At 60.3% G+C, this 16210-nt stretch carries 16 protein-coding genes; all 16 read left to right on the plus strand.

Features of this window, described 5'->3' with window-relative positions; all coding sequences use genetic code 11:
• Positions 1-401 precede the first annotated feature (401 nt).
• The 16 genes from mnmG (at position 402) to glmS (ending at position 16144) form a co-directional block, all read left to right on the plus strand.
• Complete coding sequence (mnmG, locus tag KHO27_RS22280) at positions 402-2294, plus strand: tRNA uridine-5-carboxymethylaminomethyl(34) synthesis enzyme MnmG (RefSeq protein ID WP_102683386.1); 1893 nt, start codon at positions 402-404, stop codon at positions 2292-2294.
• Positions 2291-2941, plus strand: coding sequence for a 16S rRNA (guanine(527)-N(7))-methyltransferase RsmG (gene rsmG, locus KHO27_RS22285; protein ID WP_110696878.1), 651 nt, complete (start codon positions 2291-2293; stop codon positions 2939-2941). The genes mnmG and rsmG overlap by 4 nt, the downstream gene beginning before the upstream one ends.
• A gap of 18 nt (positions 2942-2959) precedes the next feature.
• Positions 2960-3751: a ParA family protein gene (locus tag KHO27_RS22290; RefSeq protein WP_023628558.1), complete on the plus strand. Its 792-nt coding sequence runs from the start codon at positions 2960-2962 to the stop codon at positions 3749-3751.
• A 9-nt stretch (positions 3752-3760) separates the two neighbouring features.
• On the plus strand, positions 3761-4633 hold the full coding sequence (locus tag KHO27_RS22295) for a ParB/RepB/Spo0J family partition protein (protein WP_214500785.1): 873 nt from the start codon (positions 3761-3763) through the stop codon (positions 4631-4633).
• A 149-nt stretch (positions 4634-4782) separates the two neighbouring features.
• Positions 4783-5190, plus strand: a complete 408-nt coding sequence (locus KHO27_RS22300; RefSeq protein ID WP_011536507.1) for a F0F1 ATP synthase subunit I — start codon at positions 4783-4785, stop codon at positions 5188-5190.
• Between the two features lie 16 nt (positions 5191-5206).
• Positions 5207-6076 carry a F0F1 ATP synthase subunit A gene (gene atpB, locus KHO27_RS22305; protein WP_023628560.1) on the plus strand — a complete coding sequence of 290 codons (870 nt, stop codon included), beginning with the start codon at positions 5207-5209 and terminating at the stop codon, positions 6074-6076.
• Positions 6077-6220: 144 nt separating this feature from the next.
• Positions 6221-6478, plus strand: a complete 258-nt coding sequence (gene atpE, locus KHO27_RS22310) for a F0F1 ATP synthase subunit C (protein WP_003097235.1) — start codon at positions 6221-6223, stop codon at positions 6476-6478.
• A gap of 58 nt (positions 6479-6536) precedes the next feature.
• The gene (locus KHO27_RS22315) at positions 6537-7007 is read left to right on the plus strand and encodes a F0F1 ATP synthase subunit B (protein WP_102683388.1); all 471 of its coding nucleotides are present in this window, start codon (positions 6537-6539) and stop codon (positions 7005-7007) included.
• 12 nt (positions 7008-7019) lie between these two features.
• A complete protein-coding gene (locus tag KHO27_RS22320; protein ID WP_023628561.1) occupies positions 7020-7556 on the plus strand; it encodes a F0F1 ATP synthase subunit delta in 537 nt (178 codons plus the stop codon).
• Between the two features lie 21 nt (positions 7557-7577).
• Entirely contained in the window at positions 7578-9122 is a 1545-nt protein-coding gene (gene atpA, locus KHO27_RS22325) for a F0F1 ATP synthase subunit alpha (protein ID WP_038707082.1), read from the plus strand.
• A 48-nt stretch (positions 9123-9170) separates the two neighbouring features.
• The gene (gene atpG, locus KHO27_RS22330; protein ID WP_102683389.1) at positions 9171-10031 is read left to right on the plus strand and encodes a F0F1 ATP synthase subunit gamma; all 861 of its coding nucleotides are present in this window, start codon (positions 9171-9173) and stop codon (positions 10029-10031) included.
• Positions 10032-10058: 27 nt separating this feature from the next.
• Positions 10059-11435: a F0F1 ATP synthase subunit beta gene (gene atpD, locus KHO27_RS22335; RefSeq protein ID WP_023628563.1), complete on the plus strand. Its 1377-nt coding sequence runs from the start codon at positions 10059-10061 to the stop codon at positions 11433-11435.
• A 44-nt stretch (positions 11436-11479) separates the two neighbouring features.
• A complete protein-coding gene (locus tag KHO27_RS22340) occupies positions 11480-11899 on the plus strand; it encodes a F0F1 ATP synthase subunit epsilon (protein WP_011536500.1) in 420 nt (139 codons plus the stop codon).
• 121 nt (positions 11900-12020) lie between these two features.
• The gene (gene glmU, locus KHO27_RS22345) at positions 12021-13388 is read left to right on the plus strand and encodes a bifunctional UDP-N-acetylglucosamine diphosphorylase/glucosamine-1-phosphate N-acetyltransferase GlmU (RefSeq protein WP_214500786.1); all 1368 of its coding nucleotides are present in this window, start codon (positions 12021-12023) and stop codon (positions 13386-13388) included.
• Positions 13389-13528: 140 nt separating this feature from the next.
• Positions 13529-14296: a DeoR/GlpR family DNA-binding transcription regulator gene (locus KHO27_RS22350; RefSeq protein ID WP_111531919.1), complete on the plus strand. Its 768-nt coding sequence runs from the start codon at positions 13529-13531 to the stop codon at positions 14294-14296.
• Between the two features lie 12 nt (positions 14297-14308).
• Positions 14309-16144, plus strand: a complete 1836-nt coding sequence (glmS, locus tag KHO27_RS22355; protein ID WP_110696872.1) for a glutamine--fructose-6-phosphate transaminase (isomerizing) — start codon at positions 14309-14311, stop codon at positions 16142-16144.
• Positions 16145-16210: the final 66 nt, after the last annotated feature.

Genomic DNA, 16210 nt, shown 5'->3' on the forward strand with positions numbered 1-16210 from the left:
GCGCCCCGCACGCCTGGATAAGCTCTGTGGAAAACTCGACCTCAGCTCCGTTGATAACCAGGCTTTTTTTCTGAGGACAAACCTGCCTGTGGGTAACAGCATGATTCATCCACAGGTTAAACAGCGGTATCCAGAGCCCCCAGGGCCACTTCGACACAGGGTTTTGATTCTCTGTACACATTGATATGTATGGGCTGCAGAGACTTATGCACAGATAGGTTGGTGCCTAAACATAAACATAAAAACAAAGCTTTTTTAAATTTTTCCTCTTTGTTTTCTTTTACCTGCCACTCATCCACAGCCTGGTCAAATTTTGCTCAGAAGGTTTCTTTGAAGGGCGGGAAGTCCCTATACTTGTCGGCTTACCTTCTCTATTCGCAAAAACAGGCACGAGGTGCGTGGTGGATTTCCCTTCCCGTTTTGAAGTGATCGTCATCGGCGGCGGCCATGCCGGTACCGAGGCTGCGCTTGCGTCCGCACGCATGGGTGTGAAAACCCTGCTGCTGACCCATAACGTGGAAACCCTCGGTCACATGAGCTGCAACCCGGCCATCGGTGGCATTGGCAAGAGCCACCTGGTCAAGGAAATCGATGCGCTCGGCGGCGCGATGGCGCTGGCCACCGACAAGAGCGGCATCCAGTTCCGCGTTCTGAACAACCGCAAGGGCCCGGCGGTACGCGCCACCCGCGCACAGGCGGACCGCGCCATCTACAAGGCCGTGGTACGTGAAATCCTGGAAAACCAGCCGAACCTGTGGATATTCCAGCAGTCGTGCGATGACCTGATCGTCGAGCAGGACCAGGTCAAGGGCGTGGTCACGCAAATGGGCCTGCGGTTCTTCGCCGACTCCGTGGTACTGACCAGCGGGACTTTCCTCGGCGGACTTATCCACATCGGTTTGCAGAACTATTCCGGTGGCCGCGCGGGCGATCCGCCCGCCAATGCCCTGGCCAACCGCATGCGTGAATTGCCGCTGCGTGTCGGCCGGCTGAAAACCGGAACCCCGCCGCGCATCGATGGCCGTTCGGTGGACTTCTCGGTGATGACCGAGCAACCGGGCGATACGCCGATCCCGGTAATGTCGTTCATGGGCAACGCCGACATGCATCCGCGTCAGGTGAGCTGCTGGATTACCCACACCAACGCCCGCACCCACGAGATCATTGCCTCGAACCTCGACCGTTCGCCGATGTACTCGGGGGTGATCGAAGGTATCGGCCCGCGTTATTGCCCGTCGATCGAGGACAAGATCCATCGCTTCGCCGACAAGGAAAGCCACCAGGTGTTCATCGAGCCGGAAGGCCTGACCACCCATGAGCTGTACCCCAACGGTATTTCCACGTCGTTGCCGTTCGACGTGCAGCTCGAGATCGTCCGCTCGATCCGCGGCATGGAGAACGCCCACATCGTGCGCCCGGGCTATGCCATCGAGTACGACTACTTCGATCCACGCGACCTGAAGTACAGCCTCGAGACCAAGGTCATCGGCGGCCTGTTCTTCGCAGGCCAGATCAACGGCACCACCGGCTACGAAGAAGCCGGTGCCCAAGGCCTGCTGGCCGGGACCAACGCCGCGCTGCGCGCCCAGGGCCGTGAAAGCTGGTGCCCGCGTCGCGACGAGGCGTACATCGGCGTGCTGGTCGACGACCTGATCACCCTCGGCACCCAAGAGCCGTACCGCATGTTCACTTCGCGAGCCGAATACCGGCTGATCCTGCGCGAAGACAACGCCGACCTGCGCCTGACCGAGAAGGGCCGTGAACTCGGCTTGATCGACGATGAGCGCTGGGCGGCCTTCAGCGCCAAACGCGAAGGCATCGAGCGAGAAGAACAACGCCTGAAAAGTACCTGGGTGCGCCCGAACACGCCGCAAGGCCAGGCCATTGTGGATAAGTTCGGCACGCCATTGGCGCATGAGTACAGCCTGCTCAACCTGCTTGCCCGCCCTGAAATCGACTACGCTGGCCTGATCGAGGCAACCGGCGGCGAGAACATCGATCCACAGGTCGCCGAGCAGGTCGAGATCAGGACCAAGTACGCCGGCTACATCGACCGTCAGCAGGAAGAGATTGCCCGCCTGCGCGCCAGTGAGGACACGCGTCTGCCTGTGGATATCGACTACACGACCATCTCCGGGCTGTCCAAGGAGATCCAGGGCAAGCTCGGCGACACCCGGCCAGAGACCCTGGGCCAGGCTTCGCGTATTCCCGGCGTCACCCCGGCGGCGATTTCCCTGTTGTTGATTCACTTGAAAAAACGCGGCGCAGGCCGCGAATTGGAGCAAAGCGCTTGAGTTCACCGGTCACCCCGCAACATGCCGAAGAGTTGTCCACAGGTGCGCGTCAGCTTGGTGTCGAGCTGACCGCGCAGCAGCACGAACTGCTGCTGGGCTACCTGGCCCTGTTGATCAAATGGAACAAGGCCTACAACCTGACCGCCGTGCGCGACCCCGACGAGATGGTCTCGCGTCACTTGCTCGACAGCCTCAGCGTCATGCCGTTTATCCACAACGACACCCAGCGTTGGCTGGATGTCGGCAGCGGCGGCGGCATGCCGGGCATACCGCTGGCCATCCTGCATCCGCACAAGCAGGTGACGGTGCTCGACAGCAACGGCAAGAAGACGCGCTTCCTCACCCAGGTGAAGATGGAGCTGAAACTGGACAACCTCACGGTTATCCACAGCCGGGTGGAAGAGGTCCACCCCGAGCAGCCGTTCTGCGGGATCGTCTCCCGGGCCTTCAGCAGCATGGAGAATTTCACCAACTGGACCCGCCACCTGGGTGACAGCCGCACGCAATGGCTTGCAATGAAGGGGCTGCATCCTGCCGATGAACTGGTAGCATTGCCCGCAGACTTCACAGTGGAAAGCGAGCAGGCCCTGACCGTTCCAGGTTGCCAGGGCCAGCGCCATCTGCTGATACTGCGCCGCAAGGCATGACTGGGAACACGAGCAACAATGGCTAAGGTATTCGCAATCGCGAACCAGAAGGGTGGTGTGGGCAAGACCACCACCTGCATCAATCTCGCCGCATCGCTGGCCGCGACCAAGCGTCGCGTGCTGCTGATCGACCTCGATCCACAGGGCAACGCCACCATGGGCAGCGGTGTGGATAAGCACGAGCTCGAGCATTCGGTGTACGACCTGCTGATCGGGGAATGCGACCTGGCCCAGGCCATGCACTACTCCGAACACGGTGGTTACCAGCTGTTGCCGGCCAACCGCGACCTGACCGCCGCCGAAGTGGTGCTGCTGGAAATGCAGATGAAGGAGAGCCGTCTGCGCAACGCGTTGGCGCCGATCCGCGAGAACTACGACTACATCCTCATCGACTGCCCGCCGTCGCTGTCGATGCTGACGCTCAATGCGCTGGTCGCCTCCGATGGCGTGATCATCCCCATGCAGTGCGAGTACTACGCGCTGGAAGGGTTGAGCGACCTTGTGGATAACATCAAGCGCATCGCCGCCCGGTTGAACCCGGAGCTGAAGATCGAAGGCCTGCTGCGGACCATGTACGACCCGCGTCTGAGCCTGAACAACGATGTTTCGGCGCAGCTCAAGGAGCACTTTGGCGAGCAGCTGTACGACACGGTGATCCCGCGTAACATCCGCCTGGCGGAGGCGCCGAGCTTCGGCATGCCGGCACTGGCCTACGACAAGCAATCCCGTGGCGCGCTGGCGTATCTGGCGTTGGCCGGGGAACTGGTCCGTCGTCAGCGCCGTCCATCACGCATTGCACAAACAACTTAAGGAATCCGCATGGCCATCAAGAAACGCGGTCTCGGACGTGGGTTGGATGCACTGCTCAGTGGTCCTTCCGTCAGCGCGCTCGAAGCGCAGGCTGTCAAGATCGACCAGAAGGAACTGCAACACCTGCCGGTCGAGCTGATCCAGTGCGGCAAGTACCAGCCGCGTCGCGACATGGATCCCGAGGCGCTGGAAGAGCTCGCGCACTCGATCCGCACCCATGGCGTCATGCAACCGATCGTGGTTCGCCCGATCGGTGACAACCGCTACGAGATCATCGCTGGTGAGCGCCGCTGGCGCGCCACCCAGCAGGCTGGCCTGGATACCGTGCCGGCCATGGTCCGCGAGGTACCCGACGAAGCCGCCATCGCCATGGCGCTGATCGAGAACATCCAGCGCGAGGACCTCAACCCGCTGGAAGAGGCGCTCGCCCTGCAGCGCCTGCAGCAGGAATTCGAACTGACGCAGCAGCAGGTGGCCGATGCCGTCGGCAAGTCGCGGGTCACCGTGGCCAACCTGTTGCGTCTGATCTCGTTGCCCGAGGCGATCAAGACCATGCTCGCCCATGGCGACCTGGAGATGGGCCACGCCCGCGCCTTGCTCGGCCTCGAGGAAGATCGGCAGGAAGAAGGGGCGCGTCATGTTGTCGCACGCGGCCTCACCGTGCGCCAGACCGAGGCACTGGTGCGTCAGTGGCTCAGTGGCAAACCTGAGCCGGTCGAGGCGAGCAAACCTGATCCGGATATCACGCGTCTTGAACAGCGTCTGGCAGAGCGCCTGGGCTCGGCGGTACAAATTCGCCATGGCAACAAGGGCAAAGGCCAGTTGGTTATTCGCTACAACTCCCTTGACGAGTTGCAAGGCGTGCTTGCTCACATCCGCTGAAACAATTCCTGTTGTAGCGCGCAGTCGGAAATCACTACCCAAGAGTTGAATAGGGGTTAATCCACCCCTATACTCTGCGCGCATTTTGTCGGCACAAATTATGCCAAGTCATTGTTGACGAGGCGGTCGACATTCGAGGAGCAGTTGTGATGGAAATCCGCACGCCAAACCGCCTGCCTTTCCATCGCTGGGCGGTTTTTCCGGTACTGCTGGCTCAATTTGTCGTACTGCTGCTGGCAACGCTGGTGTTGTGGCAGTGGAAAGGGGTAGTCAGTGGATATTCAGGCCTTTGCGGAGGTTTGATTGCCTGGTTGCCCAACGTGTATTTCGCCTGGAAGGCTTTTCGCTTCAGCGGAGCCCGGGCGGCGCAGGCCATCGTCAAGTCGTTTTACGCGGGCGAGGCAGGCAAGATGATTTTGACGGCAGTGCTGTTTGCACTGACCTTTGCAGGAGTGAAGCCATTGGCGCCGTTGGCAGTATTCGGCGTCTTCGTGCTGACCCTTTTGGTCAGCTGGTTCGCGCCCCTGCTGATGAATAAAAGACTTTCGAGACCTTAGGGCGTTTGAGGCAACCATGGCAGCAGAAACCGCTTCGGGCTATATCCAGCACCACTTGCAGAACCTGACCTACGGTCAACTACCAGACGGCAGCTGGGGCTTGGCCCATTCGGCTGCAGAAGCCAAGGCAATGGGCTTCTGGGCGTTCCACCTGGACACCCTGGGTTGGTCCGTTGCGCTGGGTCTGATCTTCCTGTTCATCTTCCGCATGGCGGCTAAAAAGGCCACTTCCGGCCAGCCTGGCGCCCTGCAGAACTTCGTTGAAGTGCTGGTGGACTTCGTCCACGGCAGCGTGAAGGATTCCTTCCACGGCCGCAGCCCGGTGATCGCCCCGCTGGCGCTGACCATCTTCGTCTGGGTATTCCTGATGAACGCCATCGACCTGGTACCGGTCGACTGGATTCCTCAGCTGGCCATCCTGATCTCCGGTGATCCGCACATTCCGTTCCGCGCGGTGTCGACCACCGACCCGAACGCCACCCTGGGCATGGCCCTGAGCGTGTTCGCGCTGATCATCTTCTACAGCATCAAGGTCAAGGGCATCGGCGGCTTCATCGGCGAGCTCACCCTGCACCCGTTCGGTAGCAAGAACATCTTCGTGCAGATCCTGCTGATCCCGGTGAACTTCCTGCTCGAGTTCGTCACCCTGATCGCCAAGCCGATTTCGTTGGCACTGCGTCTGTTCGGCAACATGTACGCCGGCGAGCTGGTGTTCATCCTGATCGCGGTGATGTTCGGCGCCGGCATCCTCTGGCTCAGCGGCCTGGGTGTGGTGCTGCAGTGGGCGTGGGCTGTGTTCCACATCCTGATCATCACCCTGCAAGCTTTCATCTTCATGATGCTGACCATCGTCTACCTGTCGATGGCTCACGAAGATAACCATTAAGACCGCCTGGCGTGTCTGATAGCCTTCCCCGCCCGTCTGGGGGGAGGGCTTAAAAAGTCCGCAAGGGCATGCTGTATCAAACGATTTGTTTTACCGCTTCAAACTAAAAACCTAACCAATACGACGTAAAAGTCGGGAGGAAAGATGGAAACTGTAGTTGGTCTGACCGCTATCGCTGTTGCTCTGCTGATCGGCCTGGGTGCTCTGGGTACCGCCATTGGTTTCGGCCTGCTGGGCGGCAAGTTCCTGGAAGGCGCTGCTCGCCAGCCAGAAATGGTTCCAATGCTGCAGGTCAAGATGTTCATCGTTGCCGGTCTGCTCGACGCCGTCACCATGATCGGTGTTGGTATCGCTCTGTTCTTCACCTTCGCAAACCCCTTCGTTGGTCAGATCGCCGGCTAATCACTCGTTTCCAACGAGTGAAAGGCTGTGATGAACAAAGACCGAGCGAGGTGTTGGCGTGAACATTAATGCAACCCTGATTGGCCAATCCGTTGCTTTCCTGATTTTTGTGCTCTTCTGCATGAAGTACGTATGGCCTCCGGTCATCACTGCTCTGCAAGAGCGCCAGAAGAAGATTGCTGACGGCCTGGACGCTGCCAATCGCGCTGCTCGCGACCTGGAGCTGGCCCAAGAGAAAGTGGGTCAGCAACTGCGTGAAGCGAAGGCACAGGCAGCCGAAATCATTGAGCAAAGCAAGAAACGCGCTGCTCAGCTTGTCGAGGAAGCCCGTGAACAGGCCCGCGTCGAAGCTGACCGTGTGAAGGCTCAGGCTCAAGCCGAGATCGAACAGGAACTGAACAGCGTCAAAGACGCCCTGCGTGCCCAAGTGGGTGCCCTGGCTGTTGGCGGTGCTGAAAAGATCCTTGGCGCCACAATCGATCAAAACGCGCATGCGGAGCTGGTTAACAAACTGGCCGCTGAAATTTAAGCGAGGGCGATCATGGCAGAACTGACCACGTTGGCCCGACCTTACGCTAAGGCTGCCTTCGAGCATGCCCAGGCCCATCAGCAACTGGCCAATTGGTCAGCCATGCTCGGCCTGGCTGCTGCGGTGTCGCAAGACGACACCATGCAGCGCCTGCTCAAGGCCCCGCAACTGACTAGCGCAGAAAAGGCCGCCGCATTCATTGAAGTGTGCGGTGACAAGTTTGACGCCAAGGCACAGAATTTCATTCATGTTGCCGCGGAAAACGAACGTCTCCTGCTTCTGCCGGAGATTTCGACTCTGTTCGACCTGTACAAGGCCGAGCAAGAGAAATCCGTGGACGTGGAAGTCACCAGTGCTTTTGCGTTGAACCAAGAACAGCAAGACAAACTCGCCAAGGTTCTCAGTGCACGGTTAGGCCAGGAAGTGCGCCTGCACGCGTCGGAGGATGCCAGCCTGATCGGCGGCGTCGTCATCCGCGCTGGCGACCTGGTAATCGACGGTTCGGTTCGCGGGAAAATCGCGAAACTGGCCGAAGCCTTGAAATCTTGAGTTTGAAGGGGCAGCAGAGCAATGCAGCAACTCAATCCTTCCGAAATTAGTGAAATCATCAAGGGCCGCATCGACAACCTCGATGTCGGCTCCCAAGCCCGTAACGAAGGTACCGTCGTTTCGGTTTCCGACGGCATCGTGCGGATCCACGGTCTGGCCGACGTCATGTACGGCGAAATGATCGAGTTCCCTGGCAGCGTATTTGGCATGGCCCTGAACCTGGAGCAAGACTCCGTAGGTGCAGTGATCCTGGGTGCCTATGACACCCTCGCCGAAGGCATGAGCGCCAAGTGCACCGGCCGCATCCTGGAAGTTCCGGTTGGTAAGGAACTGCTGGGTCGCGTCGTCGACGCACTGGGTAACCCGATCGACGGCAAAGGTCCTCTGGGCAACACCCAGACCGACGCGGTCGAGAAAGTAGCTCCAGGCGTGATCTGGCGTAAGTCGGTAGACCAGCCTGTACAGACTGGCTACAAGTCCGTCGACGCCATGATCCCTGTTGGCCGTGGCCAGCGTGAGCTGATCATCGGTGACCGTCAGATCGGCAAGACCGCCATGGCCATCGACGCCATCATCAACCAGAAAGACTCCGGTATTTTCTGCGTTTATGTTGCAGTCGGCCAGAAGCGTTCCACCGTTGCCAACATCGTTCGCAAGCTGGAAGAAGCCGGCGCCCTGGCCAACACCATCGTGGTCGTTGCCAGTGCTTCGGAATCCGCCGCACTGCAGTTCCTGGCGCCTTATGCCGGCTGCACCATGGGCGAGTTCTTCCGTGACCGCGGTGAAGACGCCCTGATCGTTTACGATGACCTGTCCAAGCAGGCCGTTGCCTACCGTCAGATCTCCCTGCTGCTTCGCCGTCCACCAGGACGTGAAGCGTACCCAGGCGACGTGTTCTATCTCCACTCCCGTCTGCTGGAGCGTGCATCGCGCGTTTCCGAAGAGTACGTCGAGAAGTTCACCAACGGTGCCGTAACTGGCAAGACTGGCTCGCTGACCGCTCTGCCGATCATCGAAACCCAGGCTGGCGACGTTTCCGCGTTCGTTCCGACCAACGTGATCTCGATCACCGACGGTCAGATCTTCCTGGAATCGGCCATGTTCAACGCAGGCATCCGTCCTGCCGTTAACGCCGGTGTGTCGGTATCCCGTGTTGGTGGTGCCGCCCAGACCAAGATCATCAAGAAGCTGTCCGGTGGTATCCGTACCGCCCTGGCCCAGTACCGTGAACTGGCGGCCTTCGCCCAGTTCGCTTCGGACCTGGACGAGGCTACCCGCAAGCAGCTGGAGCATGGTCAGCGCGTTACCGAGCTGATGAAGCAGAAGCAGTACGCGCCAATGTCGATCGCCGACATGGCCCTGTCGCTGTACGCCGCTGAGCGTGGTTTCCTGACCGACGTAGAAGTCTCCAAGGTTGGCAGCTTCGAGCAAGCTCTGATTGCCTACTTCAACCGTGATCACGCCGAACTGATGGCCAAGATCAACGTGAAGGGTGACTTCAACGACGAAATCGACGCTGGCATGAAAGCCGGTATCGAGAAGTTCAAGGCCACCCAGACCTGGTAAGCCGCAGCGGGGGCTCCGGCCCCCGCTTGCTAACCTGATAGGTGATACATGGCAGGCGCAAAAGAGATTCGCAGTAAGATTGCGAGCATCAAAAGCACGCAAAAAATTACCAGCGCCATGGAGAAAGTGGCGGTCAGCAAGATGCGCAAGGCACAAATGCGCATGGCTGCTAGCCGTCCTTACGCGGAGCGTATCCGCCAGGTGATCGGTCATCTGGCCAACGCCAACCCGGAATACCGCCACCCGTTCATGATCGAGCGCCCTGTAAAGCGCGCTGGTTATATCGTGGTGAGCAGTGACCGTGGTCTGTGCGGTGGCTTGAACACCAACCTGTTCAAGGCCCTGGTCAAGGACATGAGCGAAAACCGCGAACAGGGCGTTGAAATCGACCTGTGCGTGATCGGCAGCAAGGGTGCGACTTTCTTCCGCATCTTTGGCGGCAACGTCGTAGCCGCGATCAGCCACCTGGGCGAAGAGCCATCGATCAACGATTTGATCGGCTCCGTCAAAGTGATGCTGGACGCCTACCTCGACGGCCGTATCGATCGCCTCTCGGTGGTTTCGAACAAGTTCATCAACACCATGACCCAAAAACCGACGGTCGAGCAGTTGGTACCGTTGGTGGCAACCCCGGATCAGGAACTCAAGCACCACTGGGACTACCTGTACGAACCCGACGCAAAAGAGCTGCTGGACGGCTTGATGGTGCGTTACGTGGAGTCGCAGGTGTACCAGGCGGTGGTCGAGAACAACGCTGCTGAACAAGCGGCCCGGATGATCGCCATGAAGAACGCCACAGACAACGCCGGTGATTTGATCAAAGAGCTTCAGTTGATCTACAACAAGGCGCGTCAGGCTGCGATCACCCAGGAGATCTCGGAAATCGTCGGCGGCGCTGCCGCGGTTTAACGGTTCAAAAATTCAGAGGATCCAGCTATGAGTAGCGGACGTATCGTGCAAATCATCGGCGCCGTCATCGACGTGGAATTCCCACGTGATGCCGTGCCGAGTGTTTACAACGCGCTGAAAGTACAAGGCGCGGAAACCACCCTGGAAGTTCAGCAGCAGCTGGGCGACGGCGTGGTTCGTACCATTGCGATGGGCTCGACCGAAGGTCTGAAGCGCGGTCTGGATGTCGTCGACACCAAGGCTGCCATCTCGGTACCTGTCGGCAAGGCAACCCTGGGCCGTATCATGGACGTCCTGGGCAACCCGATCGACGAAGCCGGCCCGATCGGCGAAGAAGAGCGTCGCGGTATCCACCAGCCAGCGCCTTCGTTCGCTGACCAGGCAGGCGGCAACGACCTGCTGGAAACCGGCATCAAGGTTATCGACCTGGTCTGCCCGTTCGCCAAGGGTGGTAAGGTTGGTCTGTTCGGTGGTGCCGGCGTCGGCAAGACCGTGAACATGATGGAACTGATCCGTAACATCGCCATGGAACACAGCGGTTACTCCGTGTTCGCTGGTGTGGGTGAGCGTACTCGTGAGGGTAACGACTTCTACCACGAGATGAAGGACTCCAACGTTCTCGACAAGGTAGCGCTGGTCTACGGTCAGATGAACGAGCCACCAGGAAACCGTCTGCGCGTAGCGCTGACCGGCCTGACCATGGCTGAGAAGTTCCGTGACGAAGGTAACGACGTTCTGCTGTTCGTCGACAACATCTATCGTTACACCCTGGCCGGTACCGAAGTATCCGCACTGCTGGGCCGTATGCCTTCGGCAGTAGGTTACCAGCCGACCCTCGCCGAAGAGATGGGCGTTCTGCAAGAGCGTATCACTTCGACCAAGGAAGGTTCGATCACCTCCGTCCAGGCCGTATACGTACCTGCGGACGACCTGACCGACCCGTCGCCAGCGACCACCTTCGCCCACTTGGACGCCACCGTCGTTCTGTCCCGTGACATCGCTTCCCTGGGTATCTACCCAGCGGTCGACCCACTGGACTCGACTTCGCGCCAGCTGGACCCGAACGTGATCGGCACCGAGCACTACGACACCGCTCGTGGCGTTCAGTATGTTCTGCAGCGCTACAAAGAGCTGAAGGACATTATCGCGATCCTGGGTATGGACGAACTGTCCGAAGCCGACAAGCAACTGGTTGCCCGCGCTCGTAAGATCCAGCGCTTCCTGTCGCAGCCGTTCTTCGTGGCCGAAGTCTTCACCGGCTCGCCAGGCAAGTACGTTTCGCTCAAGGACACCATCGCTGGCTTCAGCGGCATCCTCAAAGGTGACTACGACCACCTGCCAGAACAAGCGTTCTACATGGTCGGCAGCATCGACGAAGCGATCGAGAAAGCCAAGAAACTGTAATCCCGGCGCCCCGCAAGGGGCGCTAATCAGGTTGAGGCAAGCAGATGGCTATGACAGTCCATTGCGATATCGTCAGCGCGGAAGGAGAGATCTTCTCCGGCCTGGTCGAGATGGTAGTAGCGCACGGCAACCTGGGCGATCTGGGTATCGCTCCAGGCCACGCGCCGCTGATCACCAATCTCAAGCCTGGTCCGATCACGCTGACCAAGCAAGGTGGCGATCGTGAGGTGTTCTACATCTCCGGTGGCTTCCTCGAAGTGCAGCCGAACATGGTCAAGGTTCTTGCCGACACCGTGCAGCGCGCTGCCGACCTGGACGAAGCTCAGGCTCAGGAAGCCCTCAAGGCTGCTGAGAACGCGCTGAACGCGAAAAGCTCGGACTTCGACTACGGTGCTGCTGCCGCACGTCTGGCCGAAGCTGCAGCTCAGCTGCGTACTGTCCAGCAATTGCGCAAGGGCAAGTAACCTGGCCTTGGCCGGTCACTTCCAATGCGATTGAGTTAAAGGGTAGCCTCGGCTACCCTTTTTCTTTTCTGAATTTCCCCTTTGGTCACGTCCCTGACCGCCCAGGATTGGTAGCCAGTCAATGTCCCTCGATATCGTCATTCTCGCCGCAGGCCAAGGCACCCGCATGCGCTCCGCGCTGCCCAAGGTACTGCACCCGGTCGCCGGCAACTCCATGCTCGGCCACGTTATCCACAGCGCACGCCAGTTGCAGCCCAAGGGTATTCACGTGGTTATCGGCCATGGCGCGGAGTTGGTGCGCGAACGCCTTGCAGCGGACGATCTGAATTTCGTCCTGCAGGACAAGCAATTGGGCACCGGCCATGCGGTGGCCCAGGCGCTGCCGGCGATCACTGCCGACACCGTGCTGGTGCTCTACGGCGATGTGCCGCTGATCGAGGTGGAAACCTTGCAGCGCCTGCTGGCCAAAGTCAGCGAGCAACAGCTCGGGCTGCTCACGGTGACCCTGCAGGACCCGACCGGCTATGGCCGCATTGTGCGTGACGCCGCGGGCAAGGTGGCGGCGATCGTCGAGCACAAGGACGCCAGCGAAGCGCAGAAGGCGATCAAGGAAGGCAACACCGGTATCCTCGCCATGCCGGCCGCGCGCTTGGCCGACTGGATGGGACGCCTGTCCAACAACAATGCCCAGGGCGAGTACTACCTCACCGACGTGATTGCCATGGCCGTGGACGATGGCTTGGTGGTCGCCACCGAGCAGCCCCACGACCCGATGGAAGTGCAAGGCGCCAACGACCGCCGCCAGCTTTCGGAACTCGAGCGTCACTACCAGCTGCGCGAAGGCCGTCGCCTGATGGCCCAGGGCGTCACCCTGCGCGATCCGGCGCGCTTCGATGTGCGCGGTGAGGTGACCGTCGGCCGGGATGTACTTATCGATATCAACGTCATTCTCGAAGGCAAGGTAGTCATCGAGGACGACGTGCAGATCGGCCCGAACTGCGTGATCAAGGACAGCACACTGCGCAAAGGCGTGATCATCAAGGCCAACAGTCATATCGAAGGCGCGGTGATGGGCGAGGGCAGCGATGCCGGCCCGTTCGCCCGCTTGCGCCCAGGCAGCGTGCTGGAGGCCAAGGCACATGTGGGTAACTTCGTCGAGCTGAAGAATGCGCACCTGGGCGAGGGCGCCAAGGCCGGCCACCTGACCTACCTGGGCGACGCCGAGATCGGCGCCCGCACCAACATCGGCGCTGGCACCATCACCTGCAACTATGACGGTGCCAACAAGTTCCGCACGGTGATGGGTGAGGACGTGTTCATCGGCTCCAACAACTCGCTGGTGGCCCCTGTGGAAATCCAGGCCGGGGCCACTACCGCAGCGGGCTCGACCATCACCCAGACGGTTGAAGCCGGACAGTTGGGCGTGGCACGTGCACGCCAGCGCAATATCGAAGGCTGGAAGCGGCCGGAGAAAATCAGGAAGAGCTGAGTTATCCACAGCGCGTTTTGCACAGGCCGACTTATGTGAATAAGTCGGCCTTTTTATTTTCCGGTTCCTGCTGACTTGACGAATCGTTTGACTTAGGTTTTGATTGCAACACTTATCTTTCGAATCGAAACTTAACCGAAATGTCGAAACGAAATACTCCCCAACGTCGCCACAACATCCTGGCCTTGCTCAACGAGCAGGGCGAGGTCAGTGTCGACGCCTTGGCCAAGCGTTTCGAAACCTCCGAAGTGACCATCCGCAAGGATCTGCACGCCCTGGAGGCCAACGGCCTGCTGCTGCGCCGCTATGGCGGCGCGGTGACGATGCCCCAGGAGCTGCTGGGCGACACGGTCCAGCCAGTGTCCCTCTACAAGCAGGCCATCGCCCGTGCGGCGGTGGAACGCATCCGTGAACATGCGCGCATCATCATCGACAGCGGCAGTACCACGGCGGCGATGATCCCGCAGCTCGGGCGCCAGCCAGGCCTGGTGGTGATGACCAACTCGCTCAATGTGGCCCGGGCTATCAGCGAACAAGAGCATGAACCTGTGCTGCTGATGACTGGTGGTACCTGGGACCCGCACTCGGAGTCCTTCCAGGGCCAGGTGGCCGAGCAGGTACTACGCTCATACGACTTCGACCAGCTGTTCATCGGTGCCGACGGCATCGACCTGGAACGTGGCACAACCACCTTCAACGAACTGCTGGGATTGAGCCGGGTCATGGCCGAAGTGGCCCGCGAGGTCATCGTCATGGTCGAGTCGGATAAGGTCGGTCGCAAGATCCCCAACCTCGAGCTGCCCTGGGGCAGCGTGAACACCCTGATTACTGATGATCGCCTGCCCACCGAGGCACGCGACCGGATTCAAGCCCGCGGCATCACCCTTATCTGCGCCGCTATCAGCTAGGAGCAACATCTTATGTGTGGAATCGTCGGTGCCGTTGCTGAGCGCAATATCACAGCCATCCTCATCGAAGGCCTCAAGCGTCTTGAGTACCGTGGTTACGACAGCGCCGGCCTGGCCGTCCTGACCCAGCAAGGCGCGCTCGAGCGTCGCCGCCGCATCGGCAAGGTCAGCGAACTGGAAGGCGCGGTTGCCGCCGACCCGCTGGCCGGCCAGCTGGGCATCGCCCATACCCGTTGGGCCACACATGGCGCGCCGACCGAGCACAATGCCCACCCGCACTTCTCTGGCCATGAAGTGGCGGTGGTGCACAACGGCATCATCGAAAATCACGAGGAACTGCGTGAAGAGCTCAAGGGCCTGGGCTACACCTTTGTCTCGCAGACCGACACCGAGGTGATCGTGCACCTCATCCACCACCTGCTCAAGACTATCCCCGACCTCACCGATGCGCTCAAGGCAGCGGTAAAACGCCTGCATGGCGCCTATGGCCTGGCTGTGATCAGCGCCAGCCAGCCCGACCGTCTGGTGGCTGCCCGCAGCGGTAGCCCCCTGGTGATCGGCCTGGGCCTCGGTGAAAACTTCCTGGCCTCGGATCAACTGGCCCTGCGCCAGGTCACCGACCGCTTCATGTACCTTGAAGAGGGCGATATCGCCGAGATTCGCCGCAATCAGGTGCAAATCTGGGACCTGGCCGGTCAGCCGGTCCAGCGTGAGACGGTGCAGTACCACGAAGGCGCGGAAGCCGCCGAGAAGGGCAACTATCGCCATTTCATGCTCAAGGAGATTCACGAGCAGCCCGGCGTGGTGCAGCGCACGCTGGAAGGTCGCCTGGGCAATGACCATGTGATGGTGCAGGCCTTCGGTCCACAGGCCGCCGAGCTGTTCGGCAAAGTGCGCAATGTGCAGATCGTCGCGTGCGGTACCAGCTACCACGCCGGCATGGTCGCCCGTTACTGGCTCGAAAGCCTGGCCGGCATCCCTTGCCAGGTGGAAGTTGCCAGTGAGTTCCGCTATCGCAAGGTAGTGGTGCAGCCGGACACGCTGTTTGTCTCCATCTCGCAATCCGGCGAGACCGCCGACACTTTGGCTGCCTTGCGCTATGCCAAGGAGCTGGGTTTCCTCGGCAGCCTGGCCATTTGCAACAAGGGCATCAGCTCGCTGGTGCGTGAATCCGACCTGACACTGCTGACCCTGGCCGGGCCGGAGATCGGCGTTGCCTCGACCAAGGCCTTCACCACCCAGCTGGTCTCGCTGATGCTGCTGACCCTGGCCCTCGGCCAGGTGCGCGGTACCCTCGAGGCCGGTGTCGAAGCCGAGTTGGTGGATGAGCTGCGCCGCCTGCCGGCGCGCCTGAGCGAAGCGCTGGCGATGGATGGCGTGGTCGAGAAGATCGCCGAGCTGTTCGCCGACAAGCACCACACCCTGTTCCTTGGCCGCGGTGCCCAGTACCCGGTGGCCATGGAAGGTGCGCTCAAGCTCAAGGAAATCTCCTATATCCACGCCGAAGCCTATCCGGCTGGTGAGCTCAAGCATGGTCCTCTGGCGTTGGTGGACAACGATATGCCCGTGGTGACCGTGGCTCCTAACAACGAGCTGCTGGAAAAGCTCAAGTCGAACCTGCAGGAAGTCCGCGCCCGTGGTGGCGAGCTGGTGGTGTTCGCCGACGAGAATGCTGGCATGAGCAATGGCGAAGGCACCCACGTGATCAACGTGCCGCACATCAACGATGCGCTGGCGCCGATCCTCTACACCATCCCGCTGCAACTGCTGTCCTACTACGTCGCCGTGCTCAAGGGCACCGACGTCGACCAGCCGCGCAACTTGGCCAAATCGGTGACGGTGGAGTAACGCTACTGCTGTTGCAAAGGGAGGGCGCCGCACAGGCGCCCTCCCTTTATGCTGTCTTCCTTCCTC

The organism is Pseudomonas sp. RC3H12 (assembly GCF_018596375.1).
GTDB lineage: Bacteria > Pseudomonadota > Gammaproteobacteria > Pseudomonadales > Pseudomonadaceae > Aquipseudomonas.

Excerpts from the sequence above, each read along its gene's own strand:
- KHO27_RS22290 (WP_023628558.1), top strand. The coding sequence starts at position 2,960 with ATGGCTAAGGTATTCGCAATCGCGAACCAGAAGGGTGGTGTGGGCAAG.
- KHO27_RS22295 (WP_214500785.1), top strand. The coding sequence starts at position 3,761 with ATGGCCATCAAGAAACGCGGTCTCGGACGTGGGTTGGATGCACTGCTC.
- KHO27_RS22300 (WP_011536507.1), top strand. The coding sequence starts at position 4,783 with ATGGAAATCCGCACGCCAAACCGCCTGCCTTTCCATCGCTGGGCGGTT.
- atpB (WP_023628560.1), top strand. The coding sequence starts at position 5,207 with ATGGCAGCAGAAACCGCTTCGGGCTATATCCAGCACCACTTGCAGAAC.
- atpE (WP_003097235.1), top strand. The coding sequence starts at position 6,221 with ATGGAAACTGTAGTTGGTCTGACCGCTATCGCTGTTGCTCTGCTGATC.
- KHO27_RS22320 (WP_023628561.1), top strand. The coding sequence starts at position 7,020 with ATGGCAGAACTGACCACGTTGGCCCGACCTTACGCTAAGGCTGCCTTC.
- atpA (WP_038707082.1), top strand. The coding sequence starts at position 7,578 with ATGCAGCAACTCAATCCTTCCGAAATTAGTGAAATCATCAAGGGCCGC.
- atpG (WP_102683389.1), top strand. The coding sequence starts at position 9,171 with ATGGCAGGCGCAAAAGAGATTCGCAGTAAGATTGCGAGCATCAAAAGC.
- atpD (WP_023628563.1), top strand. The coding sequence starts at position 10,059 with ATGAGTAGCGGACGTATCGTGCAAATCATCGGCGCCGTCATCGACGTG.
- KHO27_RS22340 (WP_011536500.1), top strand. The coding sequence starts at position 11,480 with ATGGCTATGACAGTCCATTGCGATATCGTCAGCGCGGAAGGAGAGATC.
- glmU (WP_214500786.1), top strand. The coding sequence starts at position 12,021 with ATGTCCCTCGATATCGTCATTCTCGCCGCAGGCCAAGGCACCCGCATG.
- KHO27_RS22350 (WP_111531919.1), top strand. The coding sequence starts at position 13,529 with ATGTCGAAACGAAATACTCCCCAACGTCGCCACAACATCCTGGCCTTG.
- glmS (WP_110696872.1), top strand. The coding sequence starts at position 14,309 with ATGTGTGGAATCGTCGGTGCCGTTGCTGAGCGCAATATCACAGCCATC.